The organism is Thiomonas sp. (assembly GCF_054608695.1).
Genome location: NZ_JBTRXV010000019.1, coordinates 37,982 through 53,338, shown reverse-complemented (window position 1 = coordinate 53,338; position 15,357 = coordinate 37,982). Strand labels below are relative to the sequence as shown.

At 65.6% G+C, this 15,357-nt stretch carries 16 protein-coding genes and 1 pseudogene; 6 read left to right on the top strand and 11 right to left on the bottom strand.

Features of this window, described 5'->3' with window-relative positions; all coding sequences use genetic code 11:
* The 6 genes and pseudogenes from ACYCUK_RS09215 to ACYCUK_RS09190 form a co-directional block, all read left to right on the top strand.
* Positions 1-143: pseudogene (locus ACYCUK_RS09215) on the top strand (succinate--CoA ligase subunit alpha); the annotation flags it as partial.
* A gap of 199 nt (positions 144-342) precedes the next feature.
* On the top strand, positions 343-1,320 hold the full coding sequence (locus tag ACYCUK_RS09210) for a 2-dehydropantoate 2-reductase (RefSeq protein ID WP_461594484.1): 978 nt from the start codon (positions 343-345) through the stop codon (positions 1,318-1,320).
* Positions 1,321-1,479: 159 nt separating this feature from the next.
* On the top strand, positions 1,480-1,713 hold the full coding sequence (locus ACYCUK_RS09205; RefSeq protein WP_461594483.1) for a hypothetical protein: 234 nt from the start codon (positions 1,480-1,482) through the stop codon (positions 1,711-1,713).
* Positions 1,714-2,433 (top strand): GntR family transcriptional regulator, encoded by a 720-nt coding sequence (locus ACYCUK_RS09200; protein ID WP_461594482.1) that lies wholly within the window; start codon positions 1,714-1,716, stop codon positions 2,431-2,433.
* A 327-nt stretch (positions 2,434-2,760) separates the two neighbouring features.
* On the top strand, positions 2,761-2,934 hold the full coding sequence (locus ACYCUK_RS09195; RefSeq protein ID WP_461594481.1) for a hypothetical protein: 174 nt from the start codon (positions 2,761-2,763) through the stop codon (positions 2,932-2,934).
* A gap of 24 nt (positions 2,935-2,958) precedes the next feature.
* Positions 2,959-3,927 (top strand): ROK family protein, encoded by a 969-nt coding sequence (locus ACYCUK_RS09190; protein WP_461594480.1) that lies wholly within the window; start codon positions 2,959-2,961, stop codon positions 3,925-3,927.
* On the opposite strand, the gene ACYCUK_RS09185 is transcribed toward ACYCUK_RS09190, so the two are convergent.
* From ACYCUK_RS09185 to pheA, 11 genes are all read right to left on the bottom strand, one after another.
* The gene (locus ACYCUK_RS09185; RefSeq protein WP_461594479.1) at positions 3,928-4,224 is read right to left on the bottom strand and encodes a ComEA family DNA-binding protein; all 297 of its coding nucleotides are present in this window, start codon (positions 4,222-4,224) and stop codon (positions 3,928-3,930) included.
* A gap of 54 nt (positions 4,225-4,278) precedes the next feature.
* Positions 4,279-5,283 (bottom strand): ADP-glyceromanno-heptose 6-epimerase, encoded by a 1,005-nt coding sequence (gene rfaD, locus ACYCUK_RS09180; RefSeq protein WP_461594478.1) that lies wholly within the window; start codon positions 5,281-5,283, stop codon positions 4,279-4,281.
* A 59-nt stretch (positions 5,284-5,342) separates the two neighbouring features.
* A complete protein-coding gene (gene rfaE1 / locus ACYCUK_RS09175) occupies positions 5,343-6,272 on the bottom strand; it encodes a D-glycero-beta-D-manno-heptose-7-phosphate kinase (RefSeq protein WP_461594477.1) in 930 nt (309 codons plus the stop codon).
* Positions 6,269-7,441 carry a lipopolysaccharide assembly protein LapB gene (gene lapB, locus ACYCUK_RS09170; protein WP_461594476.1) on the bottom strand — a complete coding sequence of 391 codons (1,173 nt, stop codon included), beginning with the start codon at positions 7,439-7,441 and terminating at the stop codon, positions 6,269-6,271. Before lapB ends, rfaE1 begins: the two co-directional genes overlap by 4 nt.
* Positions 7,431-7,751 (bottom strand): lipopolysaccharide assembly protein LapA domain-containing protein, encoded by a 321-nt coding sequence (locus ACYCUK_RS09165; protein WP_461594475.1) that lies wholly within the window; start codon positions 7,749-7,751, stop codon positions 7,431-7,433. Before ACYCUK_RS09165 ends, lapB begins: the two co-directional genes overlap by 11 nt.
* Before the next feature lie 194 nt (positions 7,752-7,945).
* Positions 7,946-8,272, bottom strand: a complete 327-nt coding sequence (locus ACYCUK_RS09160; protein ID WP_112486581.1) for an integration host factor subunit beta — start codon at positions 8,270-8,272, stop codon at positions 7,946-7,948.
* A 137-nt stretch (positions 8,273-8,409) separates the two neighbouring features.
* Positions 8,410-10,122 (bottom strand): 30S ribosomal protein S1, encoded by a 1,713-nt coding sequence (rpsA, locus tag ACYCUK_RS09155; protein ID WP_461594474.1) that lies wholly within the window; start codon positions 10,120-10,122, stop codon positions 8,410-8,412.
* A gap of 72 nt (positions 10,123-10,194) precedes the next feature.
* Complete coding sequence (locus tag ACYCUK_RS09150; RefSeq protein WP_461594473.1) at positions 10,195-12,171, bottom strand: bifunctional 3-phosphoshikimate 1-carboxyvinyltransferase/cytidylate kinase; 1,977 nt, start codon at positions 12,169-12,171, stop codon at positions 10,195-10,197.
* On the bottom strand, positions 12,158-13,087 hold the full coding sequence (locus ACYCUK_RS09145) for a prephenate dehydrogenase (RefSeq protein WP_461594472.1): 930 nt from the start codon (positions 13,085-13,087) through the stop codon (positions 12,158-12,160). Before ACYCUK_RS09145 ends, ACYCUK_RS09150 begins: the two co-directional genes overlap by 14 nt.
* A gap of 4 nt (positions 13,088-13,091) precedes the next feature.
* The gene (hisC, locus tag ACYCUK_RS09140) at positions 13,092-14,219 is read right to left on the bottom strand and encodes a histidinol-phosphate transaminase (protein ID WP_461594471.1); all 1,128 of its coding nucleotides are present in this window, start codon (positions 14,217-14,219) and stop codon (positions 13,092-13,094) included.
* A gap of 55 nt (positions 14,220-14,274) precedes the next feature.
* Positions 14,275-15,348 carry a prephenate dehydratase gene (gene pheA, locus ACYCUK_RS09135; RefSeq protein ID WP_461594470.1) on the bottom strand — a complete coding sequence of 358 codons (1,074 nt, stop codon included), beginning with the start codon at positions 15,346-15,348 and terminating at the stop codon, positions 14,275-14,277.
* Positions 15,349-15,357: the final 9 nt, after the last annotated feature.

Below are 15,357 nucleotides of genomic sequence, written 5' to 3'. Positions count from 1 at the left end.
AGCGCATGGGCCATGCCGGCGCGCTCATCTCCGGCGGCGCCGACACCGCCGAAGCCAAGCTGGAAGTGATGCACGCCTGCGGCTTCACCGTCACCCGCAACCCGTCGGAAATGGGCCAACTCATCCACCAAAAACTGCGCTGAGACGGGCGAGGCAGGCCAGGACTTTGAATCGCAAGCATCCAGAGCGCGCCCCGCGATTGACCAGGGATCTTTGGCAGCGTACCGTCCGTGCTGGACGCGCCTGGCGAAATGCACGATGGTTCAGTCAGCGCCACGTCTTTCCCGACACGCTGAACGGCGCGTTGCATGCCGTATTGGACACATGAAAGAGGAGGGGGCGATGAAAGTCTGTATTTTTGGTGCCGGTGCCATTGGCGGCCTGATCGGAGGCCAGCTCGCCCGGGCCGGGGCCGACGTGAGCTTCATCGCCAGGGGAGCACATCTTCAGGCCATGCAAACGAATGGGCTGCGCCTGCGGATCGACGGCCAGGAGCATGTGGTCCGGGTTCCGTGCACCTCGAATCCCGCCGAACTCGGTCCTCAGGACTATGTTTTCATCACGCTCAAGGCTCATTCAGTGCCTGGCGCGGTCGAGTCGATGCACCCGCTGCTGGGCCAGGATACCGCCGTGGTCACCGGAGTGAACGGACTGCCTTATTGGTATTTCCATCAGCATGGCGGCCCGTATGCGGGCACCGTACTGAACAGCGTGGATCCTGGCGGCCTGCAGTGGAACATCCTGGGACCCGAACGCGGCATCGGCTGCGTGCTGTACCCGGCGGCCGATCTCATCGCCCCTGGGGTGATCCAGCATGCCTACGGCAAGAAATTCCCCATCGGCGAACCGAGCGGACAGTCCACGGAGCGGATTGCCCGCCTGCACGAAGTGATGACGGCCGCAGGGTTCGACGCTCCGGTACGCAACGACATCCGCGACGAGATCTGGCTCAAGCTCTGGGGTAATTTGTGCCTCAATCCCATCAGCGCGCTCACGCACGCGACCCTGGACGTCATCACCACAGACCCGGCGACGCGCGCGCTGGCGCGCGGCATGATGCTGGAAGCGCAAGCACTCGCCGAATTGCTGGGGGTGCGCTTCCGGGTCGGGATCGAACGGCGCCTGGACGGGGCCGGCGCCATCGTCGGCCACAAGACATCCATGTTGCAGGATCTGGAGCAGGGCAGGCCGATGGAGATCGATCCCTTGCTGGGCGTGATCCAGGAAATCGGACGCCTGGTCGGCCGGCCGACGCCACTGGCCGATGCCGTGCTCGCCCTCATCAAGCTGAGAGAAAAAATGGTGCTGCTGCGGCAATAAGCCGCGCCATCCGCTGCCAACGCAGGCCCGCGCCGTGTTGCAGGCCATGGTCATGGCCCGTGCAGGTTTTCAGGGGTCGCAAAGAACGTGGGCAAGACTCGTTGTTTTTTGTATACTGTATCGAGGATGCGTTGAAATTTTGTTGCAGCGCAGCGTAAAATGAAAACTCTTCAACCACTTTTGCATCGAGCAGGATCGGGAGTTTTCATGGATACGTCATCGTTGTTCATTTTCGCCATTGAGTTGATCGCGGCAGGTTCGGCTGCGACGTTTTTGCTGGCCGACAGCATTCCTGTGAAGGCGGATGAGCCTTCACAGGAACTCCCACGGCTCGCCGGCAGCGTCGCCCAGGCGGTTGGCCGGGGCATTTGCAAGCACAGTACGGGTCAATGAATGTCCATCGTTTCTCCAACTGAAGCACGGGCCAACACCCTGACCCTGTCGCTGCAGCCGATCAACCCGGTCGCGAGCCTGCGCGATCAGGCCTATGCCATGCTGCGCCAGGCGATTGCCGATGCCGACATCTACCAGACCCGCGAGGAAATCCGTCTCGACGAGCGCGTCCTGAGCGAGGCGCTGGGCGTCAGCCGCACCCCGATCCGCGAGGCCATGACCCTGCTCGAGCAGGAGGGCTTCCTGCGCATGGTGCCGCGGCGCGGCATCTATGTCGTGCGCAAGACCAAGCGCGAAATCGTCGAAATGATCCAGATGTGGGCAGCGCTCGAAAGCATGGCTGCGCGCCTGGCCACCAAGCGGGCCAGCGACGAGGAGATCCGGTCGCTGCGGCACATGTTCGACAACTTCCGCGACACGACCCCCGCCGAACATATCCAGGAGTATTCGGACGCCAACATCGCCTTTCACCAGGCCATCGTGCAGTTGTCGAAATCGCAGGTCATCATGGAGGCGATCAAGAACATCTTCATCCATGTCCGGGCGATCCGGCGCATGACCATTTCGCAAAGCGACCGCGCCTCGCGCTCGATCGTCGATCACCTGGGCATCATCGAGGCGCTGGAGCAGCGCGACACGGAGCTGGCGGAAAAGCTGGTGCGCCAGCATTCGCTTGACCTTGCAGACCACGTCGAAGCCCATTGCGAGTTTCTGGATTGAGCCGGCGCTGAACTAGGCCCAGCTTCCACGGGGTGTGCGCGCAATCCTGAAAAGCCCCTGGCCCAAGCCTCGGGGCCGGCTCAAACAACAGGAGAGAGATTCAATGAAGTGCACTTTGGTGGATCCCGCTTTTTTGGAGCGATGGTGCTCAAGGCCTTGCGAAACGATGGCGTCGAGATCGTGCACGTCGTCGCGCCGGCCGCAGACGACCGGCTGGCGCTCGCAGCGCAAGCCGCCCAGGTGCCTGTTTCGTGCTGGACAACCCGAAGATCGTGCCGGCAGGCGCAATCCCGGAAGGGACCGACCTCGTCGTGGCGGCGCATACCCATGCACGAGTCAGCAACGAGGCGCTCGCCCGCTCCAGGCTGGGCGGCATCGGCCATCACCCGTCTGGCCGGGGCGAGCCGCAACACCCTCAAGCAGCATTTCCGCGCCTTGGTCGAACGCGGCGCTTTGATTCAGCATGGCAGCGGTCGGGGCGTTTGGTACGGCCTGCGCTAACCGACGCGGTCACGATGCGAAACCTTGCCTATCCAGAACACGACTTTGACCATCGCCGTGACGCCTGATGTTTTTCTCGGTATCGACCTTGGCGGCACCAAGATCGAAGTCGCCGCGCTCGATGCGCAGGGGCGCTTTCTGCTGCGCGAGCGGCAGGCCACGCCGCAAGGCGACTATGCGGGCACGTTGCGGGTGATGACGGAGTTGGTGGCCTTGGCGGACGCGCGGCTGGGGCGGATCGGGGCGAGCGCGCTGCCTGTGGGCGTGGCGATTCCAGGGTCGCTGTCGCCGACGAGCGGGCTGATTCGCAATGCCAACTCCACCGCGCTCAACGGCCAGCCCCTGCTGCGCGATCTGGAGCAGGCGCTGGCGCGCCCGGTGCGGGTGCGCAACGACGCCAACTGCCTGGCGGTGAGCGAGGCGGTGGACGGCGCGGGGCAGGGTGCGCGCATGGTGTTCGGGGTGATTCTGGGCACTGGCGTGGGTGCTGGCATCGCCATCGACGGTGCCGATTGGCTGGGCGCGAACGCCATCGGCGGGGAGTGGAGCCACAACCCCTTGCCCTGGCCGCGCCCGCACACAGCGTGGCGTGAACTGCCAGGGCCGCATTGCTGGTGCGGGCAACTGGGTTGCATCGAAACCTGGCTGAGCGGTCCGGGTTTTGCCGCCGACCATGCGGCGCACACCGGGCAGGCCTTGACTGCGCCCGACATCATCGCTGCCATGCGCGCGGGTGATGCTGCGGCGCGGGCGAGTTTCACCCGCTATTGCGACCGGCTGGCGCGGGGGCTTGGCGTCGTCATCAACCTCCTCGACCCGGATGTGATCGTGCTGGGCGGCGGCATGAGCAATGTGGCGGAGTTGTACGCCGAGGTGCCGCTGCGCTGGGGCGCGTGGGCGTTTTCGGATGCGGTGCGTAGCCGTTTGCTGCCCGCGCAGCACGGCGACTCGTCCGGCGTGCGCGGAGCGGCCTGGCTGTGGAGCCAGCGCTGATCAGTTGCCAGGCGAAGGTGCCGCTGTCTGGCCGTTGATGCTCAAGCCGTTTTCCTGCAACTGCCGCACCGACTTGCGGCCCAGACCCGGGATGCGCCGCGCCAGATCGGCGGCGTCGGTGTAAGGGCCGTTGTGCTCGCGCTCCGCGAGAATTTGCTCGACCCGCGTGACGCCCAAGCCATGGATGCTTTCCAGTTCCGACTGGGTCGCGGTGTTGACCTCGGTGGCAGCGTGCGCGGTCGCAGCCAGGGCGAGCAGGCCGCCTGCCAGCATGGCGCGGAGAAGGGCGGTTTTCATGGCGTCGATCCTGCGGGGTGGGGCTTGGTGCGGTTGGAGAGAAGCGCCACAGCGTCAATGCGGCAGATGTTGCAACAGGCGCCGCATATAACTGCCCACGCCCATGGCGACGTCGGTGAAGACGTGGTTGCAACCGGTGGCGCGCAGGTTTTGGAGGTCGGCCTCGGTATGGCATTGGTATTTGCCGACCAGGGCGGCGGGGAAGTCGATGTACTCCACCAGCTTGTCCCGCACCATCTGCTCCAGGCTCAGCGCTTGCAGTTCGTGCGCGCCACGCAGGCTGTTGATGACGGCGTAGGCCACGTCGTTGAAGGGCTGGGCACGGCCGCTGCCGAGGTTGAACACGCCGCTGTGCTCCGGGTGATCGAAGAACCAGAGGTTCACTGCGACGACGTCGTCGATGTAGACGAAGTCGCGCATTTGAGCGCCGGGGCCGTAGCCGCCGTAGCTGCCGAACAACTTCACCTTGCCGTCGCTGCGGTACTGGTTGAAGTGGTGAAACGCCACCGAGGCCATGCGCCCCTTGTGCTGCTCGCCGGGGCCGTAGACGTTGAAGTAGCGAAACCCGGCAACCTGGCTGCGCGCCGCAGGCAGGGCGCGGCGCACCACTTGGTCGAACAGCAGCTTGGAATAGCCGTAGACGTTGAGCGGGCGCTCGAACTGCGGCTGCTCGATGAAGCTGGTGGAGCCGCCATAAGTGGCGGCGCTGGAGGCGTAGAGCAGACGCGTGCCGCTGGCCTGGCAGGCGTCGAGCAAGAGCTTGCTTGCGGCGTAATTGTTGTCCAGCATGTAGCGGCCGTTGTGCTCCATGGTGTCGGAGCAGGCGCCTTGGTGGAAGATGGCATCGACCTTGCCGAAACGGCCTTGCGCGAAGTCGGCGTAGAAGGTGGTTTTGTCGAGATAGTCGCTGATCTGCACATCCACCAGATTGTGGAATTTGTCGGCCTGGGTGAGGTTGTCGACGGCGATGATGTCGGTGATGCCGCGTGCATTCAGGCCGCGCACGATGTTGCTGCCGATGAAGCCGGCCGCGCCGGTGACGATGATGTGCTGGGTCATGGTGGGGCGTGCGCTCTTACGTGGGTTCTTGCGTGTGAATCCGAATCGGGGCGGCACATTCAGGGCTGCGGCCAGAGTTCGGCGGGCGTGGCGCTGGCGGTGCCCAGCTTGCCGACGACGATGCCGGCGGCGCGGTTGGCGGTGCGTACCGCCTCTTCCAGGCTGCTGCCGGCGCCGAGCATCACGGCCAGGGTGGCGATGACGGTGTCGCCCGCGCCCGAGACGTCGAACACCTCCTTGGCCGCGGCCTGCACGTGCAAGTGGCCGGCGTCGGTGAACAAGCTCATGCCGTCTTCCGCGCGGGTGACGAGCACGGCCTGCAACCCGAGCGCGGCGCGCAGCTTGTCGGCATGCTGTTGCAGCTCGGCCTCGCCTTGCCAGTCGCCGGTGGCGAGCGCGAACTCGGCGCGGTTGGGGGTGATGAGCGTGGCGCCCTTGTAGCGCGAGTAGTCGCGCCCCTTGGGGTCGACCAGCACCGGCTTGCCGCGCAGCCGCGCCATCTCGAGCATGCGCGCCACGTGGGTGAGCCCGCCCTTGCCGTAGTCGGACAGCAGCACCACGTCGTGCAGGTCGAGTTCCTGCTCGTAGCGGTCCATCAGGTCGAGCAGCACCTCGTGGTCGGGCATGGACTCGAAGTCCATGCGGATGAGTTGCTGCTGACGCGAGACCACGCGCAGTTTCATCGTGGTCCTGAGCCCCACGATCTGGCGCATGGCGCTGCGGATGGGCGAGTCGGTGACGAGATGGGCCAGGCGCCGTCCGGCGTCGTCCGAGCCCACCACCGACAGCAGCGTGGTCTGGGCACCGAGGCTGGCGGCATTGAGCGCCACATTGGCGGCGCCGCCCATGCGGTCTTCTTCGCGCTGCACCAGAGCGACCGGGACGGGCGCTTCGGGCGAGATGCGCTCCACCGCGCTGAACCAGTAGCGGTCGAGCATGACGTCGCCCACGACGAGCACGCGGGCCTTGGCGAGTTGATCGGCGGTCATGGAGTGATGAGTTGGAGTTCTTCGGTGCGGCGCGGCGGATACGTTTCCCAGCCCTGGCAGGCCGGGCAATGCCAGGTGTAATTGCGCGCCTCGAAGCCGCAGGCGGCGCAACGGTAGCGCTGCCGGGTTTTGAGCGCGCCTTCCACGGCTTGCGCCAGCGCCAGCCGCGCCGGTTCGGGCGACAAGGCGGTGCTGGACTGGTCGAGCACGCGGCGCGCGGACAGCAGGCTCTTGTGGGTCTGCAAATACGAGAGCGCCAGGTGGTAACGCTCGCTGGCGTCGGCTTCGAGCAGAAGCACGGCATCGAGCACATCGATGGCGGGGTAGTCCTGCAACTGGGCCAGCAGCCAGGCGCGGCCGGCATCGGCCTGGCCGAGTTGCAGGAACAAACGCGCCGCATCCAGCGCGACGAGCGCGGTGAAATCGGGCTGCATTTGCGCAATGTGGCGCAAGTGCTCGAGTGCCTGCGGCGGATTGTCTTGCTGCTGGGCGATGGCGGCGCGCAATTGCCAGGGCCGTACCGCCTGGGGCTGCGCCTGCACCGCCTGCTCCAGCGCCTCCTGCATGCCCTGGATGTCACCCGACTGCTGGCGTTGCAGGCCGAGTTCGCACCAGTAATGCGCGATCTGCCGGCCATAGCTGCCGGCGCCCAGACGTTCGAGTTGGCCGGCGATGTCGATGGCGCGCGGCCATTCCTTGGTGCGTTCGTGAATTTGCAGCAAGGCCGCCAGCGCCTCCGACTTGTAGGGTGATGCCGCCAGCGTGGTGTAGACAGCTTCGGCACGGTCGAGCAGACCCGCCTTGAAAAAATCCTGCGCGAGCGCGATCTGGGCGCGTTGCCGTTCGGCAGCGGGAAGGTCGTTGCGCGACAGCAGATTCTGGTGCACGCGCACGGCACGTTCGTACTCGCCGCGCCGGCGGAACAGGTTGCCGAGCGCGAAGTGCAAATCCACCGTGTTCGGGTCAGCGGTGACGGCCTCGATGAAGGCGTCGATCGCTTTGTCCTGCTGCTCGGTGAGCAGGAAATTCAGGCCACGGAAATAGGACAGGGGAGCATCGCGCTTGAGCTCGCTCTCACGCTTCCACTGGCGCAGGTCCAGCCTGGAACCCAACCAGCCCAGCCCGAAGGTGATGGGCAGCGCGAGCAGCCACCACAGCTCAAACTCCATCGGGCGTGCTTCCGTCGATGGCGGTGGGCACAGGCCGCACGGGCGCTTGCTCCTGGGGCTCCAGCGCCGGCATGTTGGGACCAGGATTTCGAGCGACCTGGGTGCGACGCGCACGCATCCAGCCCGGCAGCATGGCCAGGGCTCCGAGCACGGCGCCCAACGTGAACGCCGCCAGCAACAACACGAACAGCGGGGCGGTCCATTGAGTGCCGAACAGCAAATGGAGAACCGTGGGCTCCAGGTTGTTCAGCGCCAGGCCGAACAGCAGCAGGAACAGAATCAGACGGACGAACCAGTTGAGGGCGCGCATGGGTAGGAGTTCGAAAGACCGCGCGTGGAGTGCGCAGTAGCGCGCATTTTAGGCGGCGAGCGCGAAGGGAAATCCTGGAGAAGACGCCGTGGTCGCGACGGCTTGGCGCGAGCGTCTTGTCGTGCCGAACTGATGGACTGCCGCATGGGCCGATCGGCCCATGCGGGCGCGTGAAAGGCCAGCCGCTTTGTGGCTCAGGTGCTGGATTTGAGGTTGGAGGCCGGCGTCGAGGCAGCAGCCTCGGGCTGGTCGACCAGCAGGCGTAAGGACTTGCCGGGTTTGAAATGGGGCATGCGCTTTTCCGGCACGATGACTTGTTCGCCGGAACGCGGGTTGCGGCCGATGCGTGCGGGGCGATGGCTGACGGAAAAACTGCCGAAGCCGCGAATCTCAACGCGGTGGCTGTTTTCCAGCGCGTCGGATAGCGCGTCGAGTATGGTCTTCACGGCCAACTCGGCATCGCGATGGGTCAGTTGAGCAAAGCGCTCGGCAAGCAAATCCACCAGATCGGAACGGGTCATGGCAAGGGTTGAAGTTGCAGCAGGTGGATTGGATGGACCCGTTTCGAATGGGTTTTTGAAATTCATCGCTTAAACAGAGGCCGCTTAAAAAAACGCCCGCCTGACTTGTGGCCGGCGGGCGCTCGTTCCAAAACAACTTACTCTTGTTGCTGATTGTCGAGCTTGGCGCGCAGCAGGGCCCCCAGATTGGTGGTGCCCGTGGCTTCGCGCTGCTCGCCGGCCAGGCGGTTCATGACCTCTTGCTGGTCCACGCTGTCCTTGGCCTTGACCGAGAGCTGGATGCTGCGGTTCTTGCGGTCGATGTTGATGACCATGGCCGAGACCTGGTCGCCTTCTTTCAGCAAGTTGCGGGCATCTTCGACGCGGTCGCGCGAGATTTCGGAGGCGCGCAGATAGCCTTCGATGTCGTCGCCGAGGTCGATGGTGGCGCCCTTCGCATCCACGGATTTGACGGTGCCTTCGACAACCTTGCCCTTGTCGTTCATGGCGGCAAAGTTCATGAACGGATCGCCTTCCATCTGCTTGATGCCAAGGGAAATACGCTCACGCTCGATGTCGATGCCAAGAACCAGCGCCTCGACGTCCTGGCCCTTCTTGTAGTTGCGCACGGCGGCTTCGCCGGTCTCGTTCCAGGACAGGTCGGACATGTGCACGAGGCCGTCGATCCCGCCTGGCAGGCCGATGAACACGCCGAAGTCGGTGATGGACTTGACCGGACCCGTGACCTTGTCGCCACGCTTGTGGTTGGCGGCGAACTCGTCCCAGGGGTTGGCGCGGCACTGCTTCATGCCCAGGCTGATGCGGCGACGGTCTTCGTCGATTTCCAGCACCTGCACTTCCACTTCGTCGCCGAGCTGGACGATCTTGCTGGGGGCCACGTTCTTGTTGGTCCAGTCCATCTCAGAAACGTGCACCAGACCTTCGATGCCGGGCTCGATCTCGACGAACGCGCCGTAGTCGGTGAGATTGGTGATCTTGCCGAACAGACGGGTGCTGGCCGGGTAGCGGCGCGCCACGCCGACCCAGGGGTCGTCGCCCATTTGCTTGAGGCCGAGCGAGACGCGGTTCTTTTCCACGTCGTACTTGAGCACCTTGGCGGTGACTTCCTGGCCGGGCGTGACCACTTCGCTGGGGTGGCGCACACGACGCCAGGCCAGGTCGGTGATGTGCAGCAGGCCGTCGATGCCGCCGAGGTCGACGAAAGCGCCGTAGTCGGTGATGTTCTTGACCACGCCGGTGACGATCTGGCCTTCCTTGAGGTTCTCCAGCAGCTTGGCGCGTTCTTCGCCCTGGCTGGCTTCGACCACGGCACGACGCGACAGCACGACGTTGTTGCGCTTGCGGTCGAGCTTGATGACCTTGAACTCCATGGTCTTGTTTTCGTACGGCGTGGTGTCCTTCACCGGGCGGGTGTCGAGCAGGGAGCCGGGCAGGAAGGCGCGAATGCCGTTGATCATCACGGTCAGGCCGCCCTTGACCTTGCCGGTCACGGTGCCTTCGGCGAACTCGCCGGATTCGAGCGCTTTTTCCAGCGACATCCAGGAGGCCAGGCGCTTGGCCTTGTCGCGCGACAGCATGGTGTCGCCATAGCCGTTTTCGAGCGCATCGATGGCGACCGAAACGAAATCGCCGACCTTGACTTCAATTTCGCCATGGTCGTTCTTGAATTCTTCGAGAGGGATGTAGGCATCCGACTTCAGGCCGGCGTTGACGATCACGAAGTTGGGATCGACACCGACCACTTCTGCGGTGATGACCTCACCGGTGCGCATATCGCGCGTCTTGAGCGACTCTTCGAACAGAGCGGCGAAAGATTCGCCAGACGTGCTGGCGCTAGGGTTGACTGACATGGACAGACTCGCAAATCCGCAGGTGGCCCCGCGGGGTTGGTTGCACAACCTGAGTACGGCTGCTGCGCGAACTCAGGAACGTTGACGCCACCACTGCAGCACCTGACGCACGGTCTGATCGACGTCGAGCTCGGAGGTGTTGAGGGGCAGCGCATCCTGCGCGGGCTTGAGGGCTGCAACACTGCGCTGGGTATCGCGCGCATCGCGTTGTTCGAGCTCGTGCAAAACGTTGGATATTGTAGTTGAAATCCCTTTAGAAATCAATTGCTTATACCGCCGCTGCGCGCGAGCATGAGCGTCGGCGGTGAGAAACACCTTGAGCCGCGCTCCCGGGAACACCACGGTGCCCATGTCGCGCCCGTCCGCCACCAGGCCCGGTGCCCGGCGCAGGCTGTGCTGCAGCTCGAGCAAGGCGCGCCGCACGGCGGGCAGGGCCGAGAGCGTGGAGGCCGCCTGACCAACGGCTTCGGTGCGTATGGCCTCGCTGGCGTTTTCTGGCCCCAGCCACACGGCGCTGCCTTCGCAGCGGATGGGCAGGTGCCGGGCCAGCTCGGCCAGCGCCGCTTCGTCGTCCAGCGCAATGCCCTGGCGCTGCGCCAGCAGGGCGGTGGCGCGGTACAGCGCGCCCGAGTCGAGGTAGTGAAAGCCCAGGGCTTGCGCCAGATGCGAAGCCACCGTGCCTTTGCCGGATGCGGTGGGGCCGTCGATGGTGATGACGGGAACGGGACGCGCTATCGCGGCGAAGGCCAGGAAATAGCCGGGGAAAGTCTTGGAGACGCAGCCGGGTTCGAGGATGCGGATGTCAGTCGGCCCGAAGCTGGCCAGCGAGAAGCACATGGCCATGCGGTGGTCGTCGTAAGTGGCAATGCTGGCATTGCGCCAGTGCGCATCGGCCAAGGGTTCGATGCGCAGCCAATCATCGCCGGACTGGACATGGGCGCCGATCTTGGCGAGTTCGGTGGCCATGGCGGCGATGCGATCGGTCTCTTTCACCCGCCAGCTGCCGATGCCGGTCAGCAGGGTGGGAGACGCGGCAAACAGGGCGGTGAGGGCCAGGGTCATGGCGGCGTCGGGTATCGCCAGGCAGTCGATTCCCCCTCCCGCCAGTTGGCTGCGCCCGGCTTGCAGGCCACGCGTGGCGATGTAGCCATCGCCCCATTCGACGTTCGCCCCCAGGCGTTCGAGCACATGGGCAAATTCCACGTCGCCCTGAATGCTGCGGGCGTCCACGCCCTCCACCCGCACGGCTTCGCCCTGGCCGTGCAGACTGCCGAGCACGCCGGCGGCCAGGAAATACGATGCGGAGGAGGCGTCGCCCTCCACCGCGATGCGCCCCGGACTGACGTAGCGGCTGCCGGCAGCGATGATGAAACGCTGCCAGTTCTGGTGCTCGATCTGCACGCCGAAGCGCGCCAGCAGCTTCAGCGTGATGTCCACATAAGGGCGGGAAATCAGCGTGCCGGCGACTTCGATGGTGATGTCGCGCGTGCCAGCCACCAGCGGCAGCGCCAGCAGCAGGGCCGTGAGGAACTGGCTGGAGACATCGCCGCGGACGCGGATGGGGGCGGCGATGTCGACCAGCCCCATGCCGATGCGCAGCGGCGGGTAGCCGGGCTGGGCGCCGTATTCAATGTCGCAGCCTATGGCGCGCAAGGCGTCGGCCAGATCGCCGATCGGGCGCTCGTGCATGCGCGGCACGCCACGCAGGGTGTAGCCGCCGCCAAGCAGCGCGAGCGCCGCGGTGAGCGGGCGGATGGCGGTTCCGGCGTTGCCCATGAACAAATCGGCCTTGCCCACAGGAAAGCGGCCGCCGCAACCGTGCACCAGGGTGACGGCGTCGCTCTGCTCCACCTTCACGCCCAGCGCGTGCAGCGCGGCGAGCATCACGCGGGTGTCGTCGGAATCGAGCAGACCGGTGATGTCAGTCGGGCCGCTGGCCAGCGCGGCCAGCAGGAGCACGCGGTTGGAAATGCTTTTGGAGCCGGGCAGGCGAACCGTGCCGCCGGCGCCGATCAGCGGGGGCAGGTCGAGAAATTCAGGCGATGTCATCGGCGGGAGACGGCGAGGCCCAGTCCTTGCGCGACTGGCTGGCTTGGCGAATGAGGGACTCCAGCACGCTCCAGTTGCCCTGGCGCATCTGCGCCTCGAAGCCGGCGATGGCCTGCTTGAACAACTGCAATTGCTGCAGGGTTTCGGCGCTGTTGGCGCTGAACACATCGCGCCACAGGGTGGGGTCGCTGGCGGCGATGCGGGTGAAGTCGCGAAAGCCAGGGCCGGCGAGCTGCAAGTAGCTGCCGCCCTTGGGCTGGCGCGCCATGGCGTAGACGTAGGCGAAGGCCACCAGGTGGGGCAGATGGCTCACGGCCGCGAAAGCGGCATCGTGCTCGGATGGGTCCATGATGGACACCACGCCACCGACCGCCTCCCAGATTTGCGAAGCGACCTCGACGAAACGGTCGGGGTTGTTGGCCATCGGCGTGATGACGACGCGGCGGCCATCGAACAGCGCCGAGCGCGCGTACTGCACCCCGCTGTGCTCGCCCCCGGCAATGGGGTGGCAAGGTACGAACTGGCGGCTGGCCACTTCGCCCAGAGCCTCCTGCGCGGCGGCGGCCACATCGCCCTTGGTGCTGCCGACATCCATCACCAGGGCGTGGGGCGACAGGCCGATGCGAATCTGCTTGAGCAGGGGGCCGATGGCCGAGACCGGCACGGCCAGCAGGATCAGGTCGGCGCCGGTGGCGGCATGCAGCGCCGAGTCGGCGCCGTGGTCGATGACCTTGGCCGCTTTCGCCGCCTTGATGGTGGAGGGCGACTTGCTGTAACCCACGATTTCCTGCGCCAGGCCTGCATGCTTGGCCGCCAAGGCGAACGAGCCACCCAGCAGGCCCACGCCCAGAATGGCCAGACGTTTGAACTGCGGTTTCGCGGGAGTGTCGGCGTAGGTACCGATCAAGGTGTCCATGGATTCAGCGCGCCCCAAAGGCGCTGCGCAGCGCCCCGATGCAGCGCGCATTTTCGGCCTCCAGCCCCACCGAAATGCGCAGCCATGGACCCAGGCCGTAATTCCCAACCGGTCTGGCGATCACGCCCTGCTTGAGCAGGGCCGCGTTGATGCGGGCGCCGGCTTGGTCGTCTTCTCCCATGCGCACCAGCACGAAGTTGCCGTGCGAAGGCAAGTGGCGCAAGCCGAGTTCGTCAAAAGCTGCCGTCAGTTGGGCCATGCCGGTGCGGTTGACCTCCACGGCGCGTTGCAGGAAGTCGGCATCGGCGAGGGCAGCAAGCGCGGCGGCCTGCGCCACCGTGCTGGTATTGAAAGCCGAGCGCACGCGGTTGAGCACGTCGGCCAATGCCGGGTGCGCCGCGGCGTAGCCAATGCGCAATCCCGCGAGGCCATAAGCCTTGGAAAAGGTGCGGGACACGACCAGATTGGGATGCTTGCGCAGCAGCGCGATGCTGTCGGTGCGCAGTGCCGGGTCGAGGTATTCGACATAGGCCTCGTCCAGCACCACGACCACGTCCGGCGGCACGCGCTGCAGGAAGGCGGCGATCGCCTCGGCCGACGCCAGGGTGCCGGTGGGGTTGTTGGGGTTGGCCACGAACACCAGCCGGGTGGACGGCTCGATGGCGCCAGCCATGGCCGGCAGGTCGTGGCCGTAATCGCGGGCCGGCACGACGATGTGCCGCGCTCCGGCCTGCTGCACCGCCAGCGGATAGACGATGAAGCCGTACTGCGAATAGACGCAGGAGTCACCCTCGCTCAGCAAGGCGCGTGCGGCCATTTCCAGGATGTCGCTGGAGCCGTGGCCCAGCACGATCCAGTCGGCCGGCACGCCCAGGTGCGCGGCCAGCGCCTGGCGCAGGGCATAGCTGTCGTTGTCGGGGTAGCGGGGCGATTCGGCCAGCGCATCGACGATGGCCTGGCGCGCAGCGGGCGACATGCCCAGCGGGTTTTCGTTCGAGGCGAGCTTGACGATGCGGGTCTCGTCCATGCCGATTTCGCGGGCAACTTCCGCAATGGGCCGGCCGCCCACGTAGGGCGAGATGGTGCGGACGTAATCGGTGCCCCATTGCGGAGCGCTGGACGATGTGGGCATGGTGATGGGCGATTCAGGTGGTTGCGGCTGGCATTTCTGCAAAAGACACTTGCAGTCATTCCCGCCCGATGGGGTAGGAGCCGAGGTTTTTGAAGAAGGCGCAGGATTGACGCAGGGCATCGAGCGCACGCGCGACGCGGGCGTCGTCCTGGTGGCCCTCGATGTCGACGTAGAAAAAATATTCCCAGGCGCCGGAGCGGGCCGGGCGCGATTCGAAACGGCTCATGCTCACACCATGAGCGGCCAGCGGCTTGAGCATGCCGAACACGGCGCCGGCACGGTTCGGCACGGCGAGGATCAGGCTGGTGCGGTCATGTCCGCTGGGCTGGGTGGGCTGGCCACCGAGCACGATGAAACGGGTGCGGTTCTGCGCCTCGTCCTGAATGCGGGGGGCGGCAACCTGCAGCGCGTATTGGCTCGCAGCCTGCTCACCGGCAATCGCGGCCAGGCTCGCGTCATGCGCGGCCAGGCGCGCTCCTTCGGCGTTGCTCGACACAGCGCGGCGTTCGACGCCGGGTAGGTGCTTGTCCAGCCATTGCCGACACTGCGCCAGGGCCTGAGGATGGGCCAGCACGGCGGCGACGCCGTCAAGCCCGTCGTGCCGGCGCAGCAAGTTGTGGTGGATGGCGAGGCTGATTTCGCCGCAAATCTGCACGGGATGCGCCAGCAGCAAATCCAGCGTGCGGGCGACTGCGCCTTCGGTGGAGTTTTCGATGGCCACCACCGCAAAGGCGCTGCTGCCGCTGAGCTGGCTGCGGAAGACCTCATCCAGATCGGTACAAGCAGCGAAGCTGCAGCTGGAGCCGAAAAACTGGCGCGCTGCCTGTTCGCTGTACGTTCCCTCCGGGCCGAGAAAAGCCACCTGCTGACGCGCCTCCAGGGCACGGCAGGCCGACATGATTTCGCGCCAGATCGCCGTCACGCCGTCGCTCAGCAGCGGGCCGGCGTTGGCTTGCAGCACCTTGGCGATGACTTCGCGCTCACGCTCGGGCCGAAACACCGGCTGACCGGCGCGGTGCTTGTGCTGCCCGATGTCCTGGGCGTGGCGGGCACGCTGGTTCAGCAGCTCGAGCAATTGGCGATCAATCGCGTCGATCCGGTCGCGCAGGGGTGTGAGGTCGGTATCCATCGGGAGGAT

Bases quoted from the DNA above. Each gene is read 5' to 3' on its own strand.
- ACYCUK_RS09210 (WP_461594484.1), top strand. From the start codon at position 343: ATGAAAGTCTGTATTTTTGGTGCCGGTGCCATTGGCGGCCTGATCGGA.
- ACYCUK_RS09205 (WP_461594483.1), top strand. From the start codon at position 1,480: ATGAAAACTCTTCAACCACTTTTGCATCGAGCAGGATCGGGAGTTTTC.
- ACYCUK_RS09200 (WP_461594482.1), top strand. From the start codon at position 1,714: ATGTCCATCGTTTCTCCAACTGAAGCACGGGCCAACACCCTGACCCTG.
- ACYCUK_RS09195 (WP_461594481.1), top strand. From the start codon at position 2,761: ATGCACGAGTCAGCAACGAGGCGCTCGCCCGCTCCAGGCTGGGCGGCA.
- ACYCUK_RS09185 (WP_461594479.1), bottom strand. From the start codon at position 4,224: ATGAAAACCGCCCTTCTCCGCGCCATGCTGGCAGGCGGCCTGCTCGCC.
- rfaD (WP_461594478.1), bottom strand. From the start codon at position 5,283: ATGACCCAGCACATCATCGTCACCGGCGCGGCCGGCTTCATCGGCAGC.
- rfaE1 (WP_461594477.1), bottom strand. From the start codon at position 6,272: ATGACCGCCGATCAACTCGCCAAGGCCCGCGTGCTCGTCGTGGGCGAC.
- lapB (WP_461594476.1), bottom strand. From the start codon at position 7,441: ATGGAGTTTGAGCTGTGGTGGCTGCTCGCGCTGCCCATCACCTTCGGG.
- ACYCUK_RS09165 (WP_461594475.1), bottom strand. From the start codon at position 7,751: ATGCGCGCCCTCAACTGGTTCGTCCGTCTGATTCTGTTCCTGCTGCTG.
- ACYCUK_RS09160 (WP_112486581.1), bottom strand. From the start codon at position 8,272: ATGACCCGTTCCGATCTGGTGGATTTGCTTGCCGAGCGCTTTGCTCAA.
- rpsA (WP_461594474.1), bottom strand. From the start codon at position 10,122: ATGTCAGTCAACCCTAGCGCCAGCACGTCTGGCGAATCTTTCGCCGCT.
- ACYCUK_RS09150 (WP_461594473.1), bottom strand. From the start codon at position 12,171: ATGACATCGCCTGAATTTCTCGACCTGCCCCCGCTGATCGGCGCCGGC.
- ACYCUK_RS09145 (WP_461594472.1), bottom strand. From the start codon at position 13,087: ATGGACACCTTGATCGGTACCTACGCCGACACTCCCGCGAAACCGCAG.
- hisC (WP_461594471.1), bottom strand. From the start codon at position 14,219: ATGCCCACATCGTCCAGCGCTCCGCAATGGGGCACCGATTACGTCCGC.
- pheA (WP_461594470.1), bottom strand. From the start codon at position 15,348: ATGGATACCGACCTCACACCCCTGCGCGACCGGATCGACGCGATTGAT.